This is a genomic window from Parasegetibacter sp. NRK P23 (assembly GCF_023721715.1).
GTDB lineage: Bacteria > Bacteroidota > Bacteroidia > Chitinophagales > Chitinophagaceae > Parasegetibacter.
The window spans coordinates 2,366,621-2,380,271 of sequence record NZ_JAMDLG010000001.1 but is presented as its reverse complement, the minus strand read 5'-3'; the positions used below and the strand labels follow the sequence as shown (position 1 = coordinate 2,380,271).

Genomic DNA, 13,651 nt, shown 5'->3' with positions numbered 1-13,651 from the left:
TAAAACGCGAAAACCGTTCTTTCACCTAAAATTTAAGGTGAAAGAACGGTTCAAACGGTGTTTTTCCCACCGTTTAGGCGGCGAGTCTGTGGTTCAGCTCTTCGCCGATGGCATATTCAATGGATGTTGGTATATGGTCTGCTGCTGCGCTGTCAATGGCTTTCACACTATTCGTTGCAGTATCCCACCCGAATATATGTACGGGGCTACCATTGTAGCTTACCCGGAATCTTCTTTTATCGTTCGCCATATAAGGCTTGGCTTTTACGTTCACCACGCTTCCGTTCACTTCAATGGTAAATTCCAGTGTTGGTTCTCTTTCTATACGTTTCATAGTCTTTAGTTTTTATAGATGAGCGAATAAGTACAAATGGGATAATTCAAGAAATATGCCTTTAAGGAGCCGGAAAGCCGGGTTAAGCAGTTCTTTAATGCGATTTTAACCCTCATATTAAGATGATGCGGATTATTTTAATTTTCAGGTGGTTCATTTTATAACTGAGTTTACGTAATCGTCCGTAAGAGTAACGTCTTACAATGTGGTTAATTGGTGGTTAAACGGGGTGTATTCCGATGATTTTTACGTTATTTTTTTGGAATATTGAAGCTCCGGAACGGCACAGTTCGTAGCAAGAATACGACCTCATTCCTGGACCGCCGCCGGACCTTATCCGTAGCAGCCCTTAAAAGCTGCTGCGGTTTTAGAAATCCCTGAACAAAAAAATGAACCCTATGAAGTTGTTGCAGAAACAATTACATGATGGCAGGAACGAAGGCGAAACCTGCGTAAACGACCACGAAGTGGAATATGTACGCCTGCCCGAAGAGATTGTGGTGTACGGCCGCCACCCGGAATTCGATGAAGTCGGGAACGGCATCGACGTGAGTATCGTTTTTTCAGTGTCCAGCATCCAGGAGTTGTTCGAAACACTCTCGCTGACCGGCTTAAACGAACTTAAGGACATCACCCCTGCCAGATTGCTGGAAGTATGGACCGCCGGCCTCGCCGAAATCCACACTTGTATCAACGACCGGTTCGCCGGCCTCATTTTCCGGAATTTTATGGGTGAACTCCTTGTAAAAGAGGACGTTGAGGGCGCCACCTGGCATAAGACCACTGGCATTTCAAACGATCCCTACCACCTTTTGTGGTTCACAAGCACCCATATTAAGGAGTTCAAAGCCAGGCTGGTAGCGGTTTAACGAACATTCAACTTATTATTTGACAGATACAGCGGCCCATAGTGGCCGTTTTTGCTTTACAATCTTACCTTTGTGGCTCATTTTCAGGGTCGCAGCATGGTGGTACAGTTTTTTGTGTGTTGCGCCCGTAAACCAAGTAACCCGTATCATGGGAATGGAAAAGGGCCCTAAAAAAGAAAGGAAATACATACTAACCAGGAGGCTTGACAATTTCTTCGGAGAAATGTATGCCATCTGGAAATTCGTCCAACGCTTCTTTAAAGAACTTTTTCTGCCGCCTTACGAATGGCAGGAAGTGATCCGCCAGTGCTTCCAGGTGGGTTATAAATCACTCGCACTTATTTCTTTAACCGGGTTCGTAACGGGGATCGTATTCACCAAGCAGTCGAGGCCATCACTTTCGGAGTTCGGTGCCACATCGTGGCTGCCGTCGCTGGTTTCTATCGCCATCCTCCGTGCCCTGGCCCCCCTGGTTACCGCATTGATCGCCGCGGGTAAAGTGGGGTCTAATATCGGGGCGGAACTGGGTTCCATGCGCGTAACAGAGCAGATCGATGCCATGGAAGTTTCCGCTACCAATCCTTTTAAGTTCCTGGTGGTAACAAGGGTAATGGCCACAACGCTGATGTTGCCGATGCTGATGTGTTATACCGGTTTCCTGGCCATGATGGGCGCTTACCTTAATGTGCACCAGAATGAGCTTACTTCCATGGAAACCTTTTTCTCCCGCGCTTTCGAAAAAATCGTTTTCCTGGATATCGTTTCTTCCGTAGTGAAATCACTGGTGTTCGGGTTCACCATAGGTATGGTGGGCTGCTACCAGGGCTACCATGCCACGCAGGGAACGCAGGGGGTGGGGATCGCCGCGAACAAGTCGGTGGTAATCGCCATGTTCCTCATATTCATCGAAGAAATTTCATTGGTTCAGGTCACCAACTGGCTCCGTACTTTCTGATATGAAAAAGACAATACCTAAAATAGACAAGCATAAAAAGGTGATCGATATCACCGGGCTCCGGAAATCGTTCGGCGATAACCACGTGCTTCAGGGGGTGGACCTGCAGGTGTATCACGGTGAGAACGTGGTGGTGCTTGGCCGGTCGGGAACGGGAAAGTCTGTACTCATCAAGATCATTGTCGGGCTGCTGAAACCGGATGCCGGGCACGTGAACGTGTTGGGTAAAAATGTGGAAACTCTCTCTGAAAAAGAGTTGCGCGAACTCCGCAGGAAAATCGGCTTCTCCTTCCAGAACAGCGCGCTCTACGATAGTATGACGGTAAAAGAAAACCTGGAATTCCCTATTCTGCGCAGCAACCGTAAAATGACCCGAAAAGAAATTGACATCGCCGCTGAAAAAGTGCTGGATGCCGTGGGCCTTTTACAGACCCTTCACCAGTACCCCGGAGAATTGTCCGGCGGTCAGAAAAAAAGGGTAGGCATCGCCCGGACGCTCATCATGCAGCCCGAGATCATGTTGTACGATGAACCCACCGCTGGTTTGGACCCCATCACCAGCATGGAAATCAACAACCTGATTAACGAAGTGCAGGAGCGTTTCCATACTTCTTCCATCATCATCACCCACGACCTTACCTGCGCCAAAATAACCGGCGACCGCCTGGCCGTATTGCTGGACGGCGATTTCCTCGCCACCGGAAGTTTCAGCGAAGTGTTCTCCGTAGACGATGAACGCATTAATAATTTTTACGAATATAATTTTATAGACGGATGAGTGCACCTAAAAACAAACGCGCCGTAATCGTAGGCATCTTCATTTCACTGGGCATACTCATATTGCTGGTGACGGTGATGACATTAAGCGGACAGAAAAAAAGTTTCGTGAGCGCGATCTCCCTGCGCAGTTCTTTCGACGATGTGGGTGGTTTGCAAAAAGGGAACAATGTATGGTACGCCGGTGTGAAAGTGGGCGTGGTGAAGGAAGTGGAATTCGCCGCCGATGGCTCCGTACAGGTGGTGCTGAACGTGGAAGAACGTGTGGCGCCCTTCATTAAGAAAGACGCGTTCGTAAAAGTTGGTTCCGACGGATTGATCGGTAACAAGATCATGGTCATCTATGGCGGAACCGCTGCTTCACCGGCAGTAGCGGATGGCGATGTATTACAGGTGAAAAAAGCCATTTCCACCGATGAAATGATGGCCACGCTCCAGGACAATAATAAGAACCTGCTTGCCATAACGGATAATTTCAAAACGATCAGCGGTCGTCTGGCAAATGGAGAAGGCACCATGGGCGCCTTGCTGAAAGACTCTTCTTTGTATGTGCATCTTCAGCGTACCATGGAACGTTTCCAGGCATCCGCGGCAAATACGGAACAATTGACCTCGGGTATCGCACAGTACGTGGCGCAACTCGAAAAGCCCGGTACTTTCTCGCACGAATTTGTGAACGATACCACGATGATGCACAACCTGAAAGCTGCTGCCGGAGAAATAAAAGCCGCGTCTTTAGCTGTTTCTGCAACCACGGGAAACCTGAAAGCCGCCACGGAATCTTTCAATCAGAAACTCAACAGCCCCGATAACGCGGCTGGTGTATTGCTGAACGATCCCGCCACCGCCAATGAATTGAAGTTGCTGATACAAAACCTGGAATCGGGCAGCGCCAAACTGGATGAAAACATGGAGGCCCTGCAACACAACTTCCTGTTCCGTGGCTATTTCCGCAAGAAGGCCAAACGGGAGGAGAAAGAAAAAGAAGCCGCGCAAAAAAATAAATAATGACCCCTTTCCTGATCATCGCGTTCATCGTGTTGGTTGCCGTGGGCATGGCCCTGTACCGGAAGCCTGCGAAAAAAGCGCCGCTTTCAGATGCTACTTCCACGATACTCGAAAAATATATCCCTTTCTACGAAGCGTTGGATGCCGAGGGCAAAAAACGTTTTGAAGAAATGGTAAGCACGTTCCTGGGCTATGTAAGAGTGCACGGGATAGAAACAGATGTGACTGAAACCGATAAGTTGCTCGTGGCTTCCAGTGCTGTAATTCCCATTTTCGCTTTCCCCGAATGGAAATATTATAACCTCACGGATGTTTTGTTATATGCAGATTCTTTTACGGATCGTGGCTTCTCCATGAAAGAGAAAGAACGCAACGTGCTGGGGATGGTGGGAGAGGGCGCGATGCAGCGGGTCATGATCCTTTCCAAACCTTCCCTGTACCAGGGTTTCGAAAACAAAACCGCCAAAGAAAATGTGGGCATCCATGAATTTGTTCACCTGCTGGATAAGGAAGATGGTTCAGTGGATGGCGTGCCGGAAGCCTTGCTCAACAGGCAATACACAATTCCCTGGCTGCACATGATCAACGAGAATATGCAGACTATCCTCGCCGGTAAATCAGACATTAATGTGTACGGCGCCACGAATAAAGCTGAATTCTTCGCCGTGGCCGCGGAATATTTTTTCGAAAGACCCGATCTTTTCCGGGAGAAACATCCTGAATTGTATGAACTGATGGCCGGGGTTTTCCGGCAGGAACCGGCACACGCTTAAAAATTATGGAAGGACAATACAGAAAAGATATTTATCCCGGTCTGGAAGTGGAGATCATCCTCAAAAAGGACCAGCGCACCGGAAAGCGTACGCGGGGCATCGTTCAAAGGCTGCTCACCTCTGCCGTTTACCATTCCCGTGGGATAAAGGTTCAGTTGGAGGATGGCCAGGTGGGTCGCGTATGTGCCATACTGGGAGACGTTGAGGAGGAATAGGCCTTCTATGGCTGTTGGGTGGCTGGTAGTCCCAATTTCAGCAATTCAACCAGTTTCGGGATATCGGTGGTGCGCACGTAAATAGGGTCATAAAAAGTATTGTTCTTCGCTACCAGATACGATTCATATATTTTGAGGTGCGTCCACCTTGATTTGTAAGGAAGTTCCAGCACGAACCTGATGCCATTCTCCGTAGTGTAACGGTACATCGCCGCATCACGGTACAGGTTCTCCTCTTTCAACTCCGCGAAGAATTCCAATGCTTTAATCAATGCGGGCAATTCATGCTGGTCTATAAAAATGCCTTCTTCCAGAGAGGGACTTAGAAATGCGCTCATGCGTCCAGTTCCCGGCAGGTGTATGGCGAAGCGGGTGGAGTCTGTGCTGAAATCGCGTACCCAAAGCAAGTGTACATCCCGCAACGCGATGTTGCCGAGTTTGCGCTGCATGTTCTTTAATACGCTTCCTTTTGAATGAAGCAGCACTTCATAACGGCTATCAATACGCATGGAATCCTGGGACAATACAACAATCGGCCAACATACTAAAACGAGTATAAATGTTTTCATGAAAAAGGTTTCCATGAAATTAAAACAGCCGGTAATGCCCGGCTGTTAAGGAATTTGAAAGGGGGAGAAGGATTAACTTTTCTTTTGTGATTGTTCTTCCCGTTAAGGATTGTTGTTCCCTACGGGACGGAACGAAAGTTTTTTCCACCGCCTGAACAACATCATGAAAGCGGCTGCCAGCAGGAGCAGCGGCCACGCTTCTACGAGTCTGATCAAAATGCTCCGCATCCATTCTGATCCATTTCTCAGGGCCTGGCTTATTTCCGCTCCAAAGCCGGCTCTTGTTATCGCGACAGGATTAACCGTCATATAAGTGTCCGCTTTAAGTGGTTCGTACAAAGAAACCGTGAAAGTGGAATAGGCTACATTGTCCAGGATTTCCAGGTTTTCGATGCGCCGGTTGGTGATTTTTGTTCTCCGTTCTTCTTCATGCACCGCGCTTTCAACGGTGGTTTTTGGTTGGGGGCGAATAGGTTTGACCTGCAATTCAGCTTCGTTCTTCAAAGCGTTGGAAAGGTAGGTGAAAGTGGCATCCGTATCTTTCATATTCCTGTATTCGATGTGGCTGGCAAGGGATGAAATCAGCGTTGCCAAGGAATCCAGTTTACTAGCGGGGACGCGCAATGTAAGTTCGGAAACAGGGGTGAAAAGATGTATCTTTTTAAGAGAATCGCTGCCGGAAGCGTATTCGTGGTAGTCTGAAGCGGTAGTGGAAAAACTGCTTTCAGCCACTACGCCATCCACGGAACGGGTCATTTTCTCGATTTGGTTGCTGGCGTCCAGTACATCGGTTACACGGCACCGTATGGTGGCGGACCTGATCCTTTTTCTGGAAGGTGCGTTTAGCGTTGAGATATCACTGGAGAAGGTGGTGGAATCGGTTACGGCTGCAACGGCATCCGTATATTCCATGGAATTATTTTCGCAGGAGCATAAGATGGCAAGGGCCATCACGTTAATAAGGGATAAATGGCGCATGGTTATGGTTTTTTATTGATACCATGCGCCATTGAAAAGTAACCTCAACGGAATTGTTAAAGTTAGGGTTGGTATTTCTTAAAGACCGAAGTAGCGGTATGTCCTCCGAAACCAAAAGTGTTGTTCACCACATAGTTTACGGTCTGGTGCAGCGAACTGCCTAAAACAATATCCAGTCCTTCCGGAATAGCTGGATCCAATACAGTAGTATTGATGGTGGCGGGGATAATATCGTGTTTTACAGAAAGTGCGCAGGTAATGCTTTCGATGGCACCGGCCGCACCAAGTAAATGACCCGTCATCGATTTGGTGCTGGTTACTTTTACCCGGTGGTGGCCGAAAACACTTTTGATGCCGTTCAGTTCACCGATGTCTCCAAGTGGGGTAGAAGTCGCGTGCGCGTTGATGTAGTCTACCTGTTCGGGTGAAACGCCCGCTTCCTGCAATGCTTTCTTTGTACCAAGTGCGGCACCCAGTCCGTTGGCGGGCGTTCCGGTAAGATGGTAGGCATCTGCGGCCATACCGCCACCAACGATCTCTGCATAAATATGCGCGCCACGACGTACCGCATGGTCATGTTCTTCCAGGATCAGGGCACCGGCACCTTCCCCGATCACGAAGCCGTCGCGGGTAGCATCGAATGGCCGGGAGGCGGAAGCGTATTGTTCATTGTTCTTCGACAAGGCCTGGGCCGCGCCGAAACCGCCTACCGCCGATGGTGTAATCGCCGCTTCTGAGCCCCCGGCTACCATAACAGTGGCTTTGCCCAAACGAATGGTATCAAAAGCGTTGATGATAGCCGTATTGGAAGAGGCGCATGCTGAAACCGTGCAGTAATTTGGACCGTGCAGTTTATGCCGGATGGAAATCACGCCCGCAGCGATGTCTACGATCATCTTTGGAATGAAGTAGGGGTTGAACCTTGGTGTGCCGTCACCGCTATGGAATTCCTTTAACTGCTCTTCGAATGTGCCGATACCTCCATTACCCGAGGCCCAGATCACACCAATTTCATAACGTTCTTCTTCGGTCATCGCCGCGAAATCCAGCCCTGAATCCTTAATGGCCTCATCGCTTGCGGCAACGGCGTATTGGGTGAAAAGATCATATTTCCTGGCTTCTTTCTTTTCAAAATAAGCTTCAGCGTTATAACCTTTTACTTCGCAACCGAACTTCGTTTTGAACTTTTCGGTATCGAACTTGGTAAGCAGTGTGGCGCCGCTTTTACCGGCCACGATATTGTTCCAGAAATCGTTCACATTGTTGCCCAGCGGGGTAAGCGCCCCCATGCCGGTGATCACTACTCGTTTCATTTGTTCTTTTTGATGGGTTGAGTTCCGCTTTGTTCCAGGTTGGCTATCATGAGCTTTACCTGTTGCATCGCGGTGGAAAAATAGTTGTTATTGTTGCACACCCTGGCGATCATGATGGCCCCTTCTATGATGGCGATCATGGTGATGGCGGTGTGTTCAGGGATGATGTCGTTGCGTAATTCTCCGGTTTCCATTCCGTTGTTGATGATCCGCTCCAGTTGTTTTTTCCAGGAACGGATGGCGTCGGATGCTTTTTTCCGGAGTGCGGGATGGGTGTCGTCGGCTTCAACGGAAGTATTCAGAATGGGACATCCGCCTGTTGCCGAGATGGTGCCGAACAGCGCTGAATAGCTTTCAACATAGGCCAATAACTTGCCGGTTGCTGTGGTGGCCGCAGCGGCTTCCTGGGCAACAGTGGTCGTTATTTGCGCAAGATTGTATTCGAATGCGGCGAGGGCCACTTCATCTTTCCCTGAAAAATTGCCGTAGATACTACCTTTTGTTAAACCGGTGGCCATTGTGAGGTCGTTCAGGGAAGTGCCCGCGTACCCTTTCCTGTTGAAAACGGGTGCGGTTTTTTCGATGATGAGTTGCCTGGTGACGTCCGATTTACGCATGAATGGAAAGAAATAATTTGTAAAATTATACCAATCGGTATATTTTAAGAAATATTTCTTTCGTCGGCCAAACGCAAGGTGGGAATACGTAATCTTTTATTTCGATAATGTAATTTTTCCGACGGCTATTTTACTCTTAGCCAGCATACGGTCATCTTTACCGACGAGGTACATTTCTTTGCCGAAAACGGTTCCGCTCCTGGGCATGGCCGTGGGCGTTTCGGTATTTGAGCATAGGAAACTGCGGTTGAATGTTCCGGTTAGCGCATCCAATGTAATGCTATAACAATGGGATGCGTTAAAAAGTATTGTTTTTTTAGGGATTTGACCGGGATGCAGAATTGCTTCGTTCCTTGAATTGTCGTTAAAGAATAATGTGATGGTATTCCCCGATTGAAGGGTGTTGAAGCCTGAATAATAGGGGCGTTTTCCGAGGTCGAAAAAACTGGAAGAACTAAATTCAGAATAGCCCGCTGACCCTCCTCTGAATACTTCGCGTTGAAACTTTGGAATGATTTTTACCCAATTTACATTTTGCGCACGGTCTATCCTGCACATGAACAGGTCGCCTGATTCATAAACTGAGTATGTAACCGGGGTCCATTGTCCGGGCATACCATTGGATCCTGGTGAATAGGTTTGAGTCGTATAATTGTACTGATAAAATTTTTCAGCCAGGATGATCAACCCGCCATCGTTGTCATAGTGGATTTTGCGAAATTTCATCAATGTGGACAATGCTTCCCCTTCATTTTTTATTTTCTCTAGTTTCTCCAGTTCTTTTTTTTCTTCTTTACTTAAATTGTCAGATGCTTCTTCATCAGCTATTACATCCAGCATAGAGAGGTTGAGTTGTTTATCCGTTGTGGAAACTACTTCACATGAAACGGGATCTATTTTTTGAAGCAACATACCGTCAATGGTTTTATCCTTTCGGTCTTTACTATAAAACCCCGCCAGTACCAGCATCTCATTTTTCTCTTGTACAATTTTGGTACTGTTCAGCCATTTGCCGTTTACGGTGGTATTAAGTTCTTTTAACTGCGTGCCTTTTGGATCGTAAATACGGATATTATACCTTGCAAAGTCAAGAAATTTGCCTTTTTTCTTTTTACCCTCTCGGTATTCATATATTCTTCCCACCAGAACAATCCGGTTGTTGGAAGTATAAATGAGGTCTTCCAACTGGTAGGTTTTCGGATCAAACTCGTTTGATAAGGAAACCGTATTGGCGGTAGGGCGCAAAGCCTCGTTGAACCCACTAATGCTGAAAATGTTATTACTTTTTCCTTCGAGACTGCTTACCACCACCATACTGGTGCTGTCAGGATTATAAATTATCCTGAAGTTGATGTCGTCTCCCTTTTCTTTTTTCCGGATACTGACCAATTCTTTCCAAGTGCTTTTTATTTCACCGGTATTCTTATTTATCTCAGCGGCATGTACAATAAATGAGGTGTTTTTTTTGTCGTATTCGGATGCAAGTATGAACAGCTTTTCTTTGAGGGGAAAAAATTGAAGAAAGTCTTTTCCTTTTAATTCTTTGCTAAAATCTGTGTTGTACAATTCAGATAAACGACTATCCAGCTTTATGAGTCTGGCGGAAATACGCAGTGATCCACCAATGGCGATGTAGGTTTTCATCGTAAGATGCCCCTCCTGAAGGTAAACGCCGGTTTTATCCGCCTGAATAACTTCTAAGTCTGTACTCCCTCTTTTCAATTTAAATTCTTCTCCCCAATTTATAGAGGGTTTCTGTGCTAAGCCGGACATTGCAAATAAGGAGAGGAGGGCTTGGGTAAACCATTTTTTCATCGGTGAAGTGGGGTTGTGTTAGGGTGAGCTGCATGCTGCATTACGATAAGGTATATGCGCAAATGTCTGAAATATTTTTCAGTAATGAAGCCCTGCAAAGGAAAATCTGAACACAACGCATGCAGGTGGCAGAAACCACTCCTACCGAACGCCCGCGTCTATCGGGCTAGTCGTTTGAATGAAAATAACCGTTCCCAGAAATTCTTTTTAGACCTGCGTTGCTGTTGAAAAGAAACAGGTGTAACGTGTTCCATCAGCAGGGGCCTCAGCTCCTGAAGCTCCGAGGCTTTGGTCCAGGTTTCCATTCCCAGTTTCCATACTGGTGTGTGGCGGGTGATTTTACCCTGGAGTTCAAGCAATGTAAATGGGCCTCTTTCAAGCTTTCCGTCGTGGATGTAATAGGTTTTCATGATATGGGTAAGTGTAACTGTGTAAAGAAAACGTAGATTTTATAATTATATGATGCTAAGTGAAATTCTTTGACATATATCAAATTGTGGTGAGCAAACGATTGATTTTTAAGGCTAAACCTGATTCATCGTTACAAAAGAGGAACTGTTGACCTGTTAGAGAAAACAAAAAATATATATTCCCGGAAAGAAAAATTTGGACATCCGCCAAGATTCCATGTACATTTGCCTAACGGTGTTAAATTGTTTACCATGTAAATAAAACCGATGGCAAGTAAAGACAGAATACTACGACTGAAAGAAGAAAACAGGTGCAATATCCTGGAAGCTGCCCTCCACATTGCGAAGGAGGAAGGGTGGCAGTCGTTGAGTATGCGTAAGATTGCCGATAAGATTGAGTACACCGCGCCGATCATTTATGAATATTTCAACAGCAAGGATGCGATATTAAAGCAATTGGCCACCCAGGGTTTTCTGATGTTGTCGAAAGATGTGAGTGAAGCACGGGATCGTTTTGCTGAACCGGAAGCGCGACTGGAAGCTATGTGGATCGCTTATTGGGAATTCGCTTTCCGTGAGCCTGAATTGTACCAGTTGATGTTTGGGGTACAGGTGGGGTGTTGTACCATGGAAGGAACTTATCCTGAAAACTACCAGGATCCCAAAAAACTGATTATGGATGTGATTGCCGGACTTGTAAAAGCGGCTGGCAAATCTGAAGATGAGATTTGTAAGAAGTACTACACTTTCTGGTCGGTGATTCACGGATTGGTATCCATTAATTTTGTGCGGAATGAAATTTCAGATGAGATGAACAGGGAGGTGCTGAGAGATGCCGTTCGGGGAATAATTCTTTCTATTACCAATGGATCAACGGTTAATGATGCGTCAACGGTTACCAATGGATCAACAGCCCCGGCCTGATCTTTTTTTTGAATATAGATTTAACAGCATTAAATGAATAAACATTGTTTTTGAAGTTTTTGAAAATGGTATTTAACAATGATAAATAATTGAATAATGTTCAGTGTTTCGCGCATATCTGACATAAGTATTCAGTACAAAACAGCCGACTAATAATTTGCAGCAAGTCCGAAGTATTTGAATAACGAAGTAAACCTAATATAAACTGAAAGCTTTTTATAAACGATTAACAGGCATAACCGGGTAAAAGCGATTAGATCAGGTTAATCGTTTAAAGCAGGTAAAACGGGTTAAGCGAATAAAGTATTTAAAACTTTTAGACCTGGTTAAAACGGTAAGCCTCGGATAAACGATTAACAAGCATAACCGGGTAAAAGGGATTAGACCAGGTTAACCATTTAAAGCAGGTAAAACGGGTTAAACGAATAAAGTATTTAAGCTTGTAAAACTTGTTAAAACGGTAAGCCTTGGATAAACGATTAACATGCATATCCGGGTAAATGCGATTAGATCAGGTTAACCATTTAAGGCAGGTAAAACGGGTTAAACGAATAAAGTATTTAAGCTTTTAAACCTGGTAAAAACGGTAAACCTTGGATAAACGATTAACAAGCATTACCTGGTAAAAGCGGTTAAATCTGGTTAACCGTTTAAAACAGGTAAAACAGGTAAAACAGGTAAAACAGGTAAAACAGGTAAAACAGGTAAAACAGGTAAAACAGGTAAAACGAATAAAGCATGTAAATCTTTAACCAGGTAATCGAAAGAAATGGTAATCACGTAAAACACTAAATGCTTATTTATTCAATGCTCAACTACAATTAAAATTTTTTAAAGATAATTTCTAACCATCCTTCAAACTCAATCTCATGCAAACAAACACAGCATCAAACCGGAATCCCCGGTCTTTTTCATCCCAATCATTTAACGGCATTAAATTATTTAATAGTAATATCATGAAATCGTTTTTTCTCGGCCTGCTCGCACTTTCCGTTCTTTCTTCCTGCAGTGAAAACCAGGCTGCTCCCGGTGCTGCAGTTGAAGCGCCTGTACTGCCCCTGCTTGAAGTAACAGCACAGAATACCACCACAATCATAGAATATCCTGCTTCCATTCAAGGCGCGGTGAATGTTGAAATCCGCGCACAGGTAAGTGGCAACCTGGAAAAAGTATTGGTGGACGAAGGTGATTTTGTGAAAGAAGGACAACCACTTTTTAAAGTGAACGACCAACCTTACCGCGAACAACTGAACAGTGCACTGGGAACACTTCACGCCGCGGAAGCCGCAGTTATTAACGCCGCGCTGGAAGTGGATCGCCTGACCCCGCTGGTTGAAAACAAAGTTATCTCCGAATTTCAATTGAAAGCCGCTAAAGCCGCACACAATGTGGCATTGGCAAATGCTGAACAGGCGCGTGCCATGGTGGGCTCCGCTAAAATCAATCTGGGGTACACTACCATAAAAGCGCCCGTGAGTGGTTACATTGGCCGTCTTCCCAAAAAGCAGGGTAGCCTCGTATCGCCTGCAGATACCGAAGCCTTAACGCTACTCTCCGATATCCATAATGTACATGCCTATTTCTCCCTGGGTGAACGTGATTTTATCCGCTTCAAATCGCAATACAAAGGGAACTCCGTGGAGGAAAAACTCAAACAGGTTCCACCTGTGGGATTGCGGCTGGCCGATCAATCCGTTTATACGGAACCCGGTAAGATAGATATGGTGGATGGACAATTTGATAAAACAACCGGGGCCATTACCCTGAGGGCCAGTTTCCCGAATGCGAAAGGCCTGCTGCGTTCCGGCAACACCGGCAAAGTGCAACTGCAACTGGAACACCCCGGCGCCGTATTGGTGCCACAGGCTTCCACGGTGGAAATTCAGGATAAAACCTTCGTGTTCCTGGTAGATAAAGGGAACAAAGTCACCAAACAGCCCATCGTGATCGAAGGAAAAACAGGAACGGATTACCTGGTAAAAGAAGGCCTTAAAGCCGGTGATAAGATCGTGGTGAAAGGATTCGAAAACCTCCAGGAAGGCGTGGTGATTTCGCCTGAAAAAAGTACCGATAAAGTAGCAAAGAACTAATTCT

The 13,651-nt window shown here is 46.0% G+C and carries 15 protein-coding genes; 8 read left to right on the top strand and 7 right to left on the bottom strand.

What is annotated here, in order from left to right:
- Window positions 1–73: 73 nt before the first annotated feature.
- A complete protein-coding gene (locus M4J38_RS09630) occupies window positions 74–334 on the bottom strand; it encodes a hypothetical protein (protein ID WP_251759344.1) in 261 nt (86 codons plus the stop codon).
- A gap of 398 nt (window positions 335–732) precedes the next feature.
- Here M4J38_RS09630 and M4J38_RS09625 point away from each other — a divergent pair, with 398 nt between their 5' ends.
- The 6 genes from M4J38_RS09625 (at window position 733) to M4J38_RS09600 (ending at window position 4,931) form a co-directional block, all read left to right on the top strand.
- Window positions 733–1,203 carry a hypothetical protein gene (locus M4J38_RS09625; protein WP_251759343.1) on the top strand — a complete coding sequence of 157 codons (471 nt, stop codon included), beginning with the start codon at window positions 733–735 and terminating at the stop codon, window positions 1,201–1,203.
- Between the two features lie 148 nt (window positions 1,204–1,351).
- Complete coding sequence (locus tag M4J38_RS09620) at window positions 1,352–2,158, top strand: ABC transporter permease (RefSeq protein ID WP_308217817.1); 807 nt, start codon at window positions 1,352–1,354, stop codon at window positions 2,156–2,158.
- Between the two features lies 1 nt (window position 2,159).
- A complete protein-coding gene (locus M4J38_RS09615; protein ID WP_251759342.1) occupies window positions 2,160–2,936 on the top strand; it encodes an ABC transporter ATP-binding protein in 777 nt (258 codons plus the stop codon).
- The gene (locus tag M4J38_RS09610) at window positions 2,933–3,943 is read left to right on the top strand and encodes an MlaD family protein (protein WP_251759341.1); all 1,011 of its coding nucleotides are present in this window, start codon (window positions 2,933–2,935) and stop codon (window positions 3,941–3,943) included. Before M4J38_RS09615 ends, M4J38_RS09610 begins: the two co-directional genes overlap by 4 nt.
- Window positions 3,943–4,716, top strand: a complete 774-nt coding sequence (locus M4J38_RS09605; RefSeq protein WP_251759340.1) for a zinc-dependent peptidase — start codon at window positions 3,943–3,945, stop codon at window positions 4,714–4,716. Before M4J38_RS09610 ends, M4J38_RS09605 begins: the two co-directional genes overlap by 1 nt.
- Window positions 4,717–4,721: 5 nt before the next feature.
- Window positions 4,722–4,931 carry a YwbE family protein gene (locus tag M4J38_RS09600; RefSeq protein WP_251759339.1) on the top strand — a complete coding sequence of 70 codons (210 nt, stop codon included), beginning with the start codon at window positions 4,722–4,724 and terminating at the stop codon, window positions 4,929–4,931.
- Window positions 4,932–4,936: 5 nt separating this feature from the next.
- On the opposite strand, the gene M4J38_RS09595 is transcribed toward M4J38_RS09600, so the two are convergent.
- The 6 genes from M4J38_RS09595 to M4J38_RS09570 all read right to left on the bottom strand — a co-directional run bounded on the left by M4J38_RS09595 (window position 4,937) and on the right by M4J38_RS09570 (window position 10,633).
- Window positions 4,937–5,500, bottom strand: coding sequence for a hypothetical protein (locus M4J38_RS09595; RefSeq protein ID WP_251759338.1), 564 nt, complete (start codon window positions 5,498–5,500; stop codon window positions 4,937–4,939).
- 102 nt (window positions 5,501–5,602) lie between these two features.
- The gene (locus M4J38_RS09590; protein WP_251759337.1) at window positions 5,603–6,478 is read right to left on the bottom strand and encodes a DUF4349 domain-containing protein; all 876 of its coding nucleotides are present in this window, start codon (window positions 6,476–6,478) and stop codon (window positions 5,603–5,605) included.
- 62 nt (window positions 6,479–6,540) lie between these two features.
- Entirely contained in the window at window positions 6,541–7,791 is a 1,251-nt protein-coding gene (gene fabF / locus M4J38_RS09585; RefSeq protein ID WP_251759336.1) for a beta-ketoacyl-ACP synthase II, read from the bottom strand.
- The gene (locus M4J38_RS09580) at window positions 7,788–8,408 is read right to left on the bottom strand and encodes a TetR/AcrR family transcriptional regulator (protein WP_251759335.1); all 621 of its coding nucleotides are present in this window, start codon (window positions 8,406–8,408) and stop codon (window positions 7,788–7,790) included. Before M4J38_RS09580 ends, fabF begins: the two co-directional genes overlap by 4 nt.
- 96 nt (window positions 8,409–8,504) lie before the next feature.
- Entirely contained in the window at window positions 8,505–10,130 is a 1,626-nt protein-coding gene (locus M4J38_RS09575) for a hypothetical protein (RefSeq protein WP_251759334.1), read from the bottom strand.
- Between the two features lie 251 nt (window positions 10,131–10,381).
- On the bottom strand, window positions 10,382–10,633 hold the full coding sequence (locus M4J38_RS09570) for a DUF4339 domain-containing protein (protein WP_251759333.1): 252 nt from the start codon (window positions 10,631–10,633) through the stop codon (window positions 10,382–10,384).
- Between the two features lie 267 nt (window positions 10,634–10,900).
- On the opposite strand from M4J38_RS09570, the gene M4J38_RS09565 reads away from it, so the two are divergent.
- Together M4J38_RS09565 and M4J38_RS09560 are read left to right on the top strand one after the other, a co-directional pair.
- A complete protein-coding gene (locus tag M4J38_RS09565; protein ID WP_251759332.1) occupies window positions 10,901–11,557 on the top strand; it encodes a TetR/AcrR family transcriptional regulator in 657 nt (218 codons plus the stop codon).
- A gap of 956 nt (window positions 11,558–12,513) precedes the next feature.
- On the top strand, window positions 12,514–13,647 hold the full coding sequence (locus M4J38_RS09560; protein ID WP_251759331.1) for an efflux RND transporter periplasmic adaptor subunit: 1,134 nt from the start codon (window positions 12,514–12,516) through the stop codon (window positions 13,645–13,647).
- Window positions 13,648–13,651: the final 4 nt, after the last annotated feature.

What these genes read in the sequence shown, in the direction of transcription:
- M4J38_RS09620 (WP_308217817.1), top strand. Translation starts at nt 1,352, where the DNA reads ATGGGAATGGAAAAGGGCCCTAAAAAAGAAAGGAAATACATACTAACC.
- M4J38_RS09630 (WP_251759344.1), bottom strand. Translation starts at nt 334, where the DNA reads ATGAAACGTATAGAAAGAGAACCAACACTGGAATTTACCATTGAAGTG.
- M4J38_RS09565 (WP_251759332.1), top strand. Translation starts at nt 10,901, where the DNA reads ATGGCAAGTAAAGACAGAATACTACGACTGAAAGAAGAAAACAGGTGC.
- M4J38_RS09600 (WP_251759339.1), top strand. Translation starts at nt 4,722, where the DNA reads ATGGAAGGACAATACAGAAAAGATATTTATCCCGGTCTGGAAGTGGAG.
- M4J38_RS09580 (WP_251759335.1), bottom strand. Translation starts at nt 8,408, where the DNA reads ATGCGTAAATCGGACGTCACCAGGCAACTCATCATCGAAAAAACCGCA.
- M4J38_RS09560 (WP_251759331.1), top strand. Translation starts at nt 12,514, where the DNA reads ATGAAATCGTTTTTTCTCGGCCTGCTCGCACTTTCCGTTCTTTCTTCC.
- M4J38_RS09605 (WP_251759340.1), top strand. Translation starts at nt 3,943, where the DNA reads ATGACCCCTTTCCTGATCATCGCGTTCATCGTGTTGGTTGCCGTGGGC.
- M4J38_RS09595 (WP_251759338.1), bottom strand. Translation starts at nt 5,500, where the DNA reads ATGAAAACATTTATACTCGTTTTAGTATGTTGGCCGATTGTTGTATTG.
- M4J38_RS09570 (WP_251759333.1), bottom strand. Translation starts at nt 10,633, where the DNA reads ATGAAAACCTATTACATCCACGACGGAAAGCTTGAAAGAGGCCCATTT.
- M4J38_RS09625 (WP_251759343.1), top strand. Translation starts at nt 733, where the DNA reads ATGAAGTTGTTGCAGAAACAATTACATGATGGCAGGAACGAAGGCGAA.
- fabF (WP_251759336.1), bottom strand. Translation starts at nt 7,791, where the DNA reads ATGAAACGAGTAGTGATCACCGGCATGGGGGCGCTTACCCCGCTGGGC.
- M4J38_RS09610 (WP_251759341.1), top strand. Translation starts at nt 2,933, where the DNA reads ATGAGTGCACCTAAAAACAAACGCGCCGTAATCGTAGGCATCTTCATT.
- M4J38_RS09590 (WP_251759337.1), bottom strand. Translation starts at nt 6,478, where the DNA reads ATGCGCCATTTATCCCTTATTAACGTGATGGCCCTTGCCATCTTATGC.
- M4J38_RS09615 (WP_251759342.1), top strand. Translation starts at nt 2,160, where the DNA reads ATGAAAAAGACAATACCTAAAATAGACAAGCATAAAAAGGTGATCGAT.